Annotated in this window: 2 protein-coding genes; both read right to left on the minus strand. The window is 67.4% G+C overall.

What is annotated here, in order from left to right; translation table 11 throughout:
- The coding region (locus C5F48_RS23135; RefSeq protein ID WP_146170734.1) for an FAD:protein FMN transferase at window positions 1-227 on the minus strand (227 nt) is incomplete at its 3' end.
- Window positions 208-2415: a PepSY domain-containing protein gene (locus C5F48_RS23140; RefSeq protein WP_107666047.1), complete on the minus strand. Its 2208-nt coding sequence runs from the start codon at window positions 2413-2415 to the stop codon at window positions 208-210. The genes C5F48_RS23140 and C5F48_RS23135, both read right to left, overlap by 20 nt.
- Window positions 2416-2423: the final 8 nt, after the last annotated feature.

Genomic DNA, 2423 nt, shown 5'->3' on the forward strand with positions numbered 1-2423 from the left:
GGAATGTCCACCCACCGACCCGGAGCCGCCGCGTTCAGCCGCATAAGGTCGGACTCCGACTTCCATGTGGACATCTGATCATCCACCCGCCCGACCTCGGCTGCCAGGGCTTCCGTGACGGGGCGGGCGTCGAACGCCGCGGGGGCATAGATCGTGGCGGACCATCGCGTGCCCATTGTGGGGCCGCTCAGGACATGGCGGACAGGCTCAATAGACATCTTCGGCATAGCGTCCCTCGGCTTTCAGTAGAGCGGGCGACAGGCCCGCCGGGGCAAGGATGTCTGTCAGCGCAGCGTTGACACCTGCCGCCATGTCGCGCCCGCCACAGACCATGATCTGCGCGCCTTCGGTGATCAGCGCCACGATCCGGGCCGCGTCGCGGCGCAGAGCGTCCTGAACGTGCAACCGCGGAACCATGCGCGAGTAGGCCGTCGTCACGGACGTCAGTCGGTCATCGGCCTGCCAGACAGCCATATCCTCGCCATAGAGCAGGTCACTCTCGGCATGGCGGGCGCCGAAATACAGATGCATCGCCCGCCCGCGCCGATTGGCGCGGGCGAAGCCCGCGAGGGGTCCGATCCCGGTGCCCGCGCCGATCAGGATGACCGGGGAGCGCCCTGGCGCCGGCCGGAACGCCGGGTTCGGGCGCAGGAACGCAGTGATCCGGTCGCCGGGTGACAGGTCGGTGAGCTGCGACGAACACAGACCACCCGGATGGCGGCGCACGCAAATCTCGGCAAACCCATCGCGCGAGGCCGAGGCGAGGGAATAGAGCCGCGGGACCGCAGATCCCTCGGGCAGGACGCCGATCAGGTCGCCCGCCTCGAAGGAGGCGAAGCCGCGCTGCAGCAACCGGTCGGCAAAGCCTGCCGGCGGCAGCCCAAAGCGGAGAATGGCAGTCGGGGCGCCAACCTCTTCCCCGTAGTCGCGGCGGCTCATTAGTGTCAGCTGGACGGCCTTCGGTGCGACAGGCTGATGGTTCAGGTCCAGCTCGATCCCCAGCGTCAAGCCGAGCGCTCTACCCCATCTGGAGAAATCTTGCGAAGACTGCCGGTCGATCCGATCCAGCGGCAGCAGGGTTCTCCAGCCCCCGGCCTCGGCTGCCTGCGCAACCTGCTCGGCGTAGCCGCAGAACGACGGAAACTGGCGGTCGCCAAAGCCGAGAACCGCGAGACGCAGCCGCTCCGGGGCGCTGGCTGTCACGAAGCGAGACAGGAAGGCCGACGCAGAGGCGGGGGCCGCCCCGTCGCCGTATGTTGCAGTCAGCAGGATCAGCTCCGTCGCCCTTCGGTAGAGATCCAGGTCGAAGCCGGACATCGCGCCGACATGTACGCTGCGTCCTGCCGCGGTCAGGGCAATCTGCAATGTTGCGGCGAAACCCCAGGTGCTACCCGCCTCGCTGCCGACCAGCAGGATCGTGTCCGCCTGTCGGGCCGCAACGCTTCCCTTGATGCGCGGTCGCCTCATCCGGGCCTCCAGCCACATCAAGACGCCGGTCGTTGACAAGATAGGCACTCCCAGCGCCATGAAGCCCAGCAGGAGCCCCAAGGCAGGGGACCCTTCTGCGGTATGAAGCCAATAGATCGTCTCGGTGACGCGCTCCCACGGGCCGCGGTCGGATTGCCCGACGACCTCGCCGGTGCCCTGATCGAGCCAGATCTCTCCACGCGCGGTTTCCAGCGTGACGACGTCGCTGGCGTCGTCGGGATAGGGAAAGGTCAGGACGCGCAGGGATACAACAGGTGTCTCGCGCAGCAGCGGCATGTCCGACAGCGCATATCCGGTCTGTCCGCTGACAGCCTCGGGAGGTCTCGTCACCCCATCTTGTGGCAGCAGATCGAACGTGGCCGCTGTCATCCACAAGCCCGTCACGGACAAAAGGATCAGCGCCGGGCTGATGATGCGGGCGACTTCAAGATGCAGCCTCGCGGTCAGTGGACCGCGTAGCGGCGCCAGGTAACGGCGCCAGCCCCCGATCCGCCGAACCGTCAGGAGGAGCCCCGAAAGAGCGATGACCGACAGCGCACCTGCGGCCACCGCCACGGCAATGCGGCCCGCATCGCCAAGAAAAAGCGAGCGATGAAGATTGGTCAGCCACCGCTCGGGGGCGGGGCGGTCGGCGCTGCCCGAATCCGCTCCGGTTGCCGGATCGACCGTTGCCGCTCCAGGGCGACCATTCTCGTAGAACCAGGCGGTGATCCGACCCGACGTCGAACGGCGGATCTGCTCGACCCCGGGATGGTGGAACGTCACGCGATCGACGAGATCCGCAACTGCAAGGCCGACCTCGGCAGCAGCGGGCATCCGCGCAGCCTCGACGGCCGGCAGGACCGACAGCACCACACCGCTCAGCGACATCACCATCAGCAGCAAGGCCGCGGCCAGTCCGGGCAGCTTGTGGAGCCTGCGGATCATCCGACTTT

Source organism: Cereibacter changlensis JA139, from assembly GCF_003034985.1.
Taxonomy (GTDB): Bacteria; Pseudomonadota; Alphaproteobacteria; order Rhodobacterales; family Rhodobacteraceae; genus Cereibacter; species Cereibacter changlensis.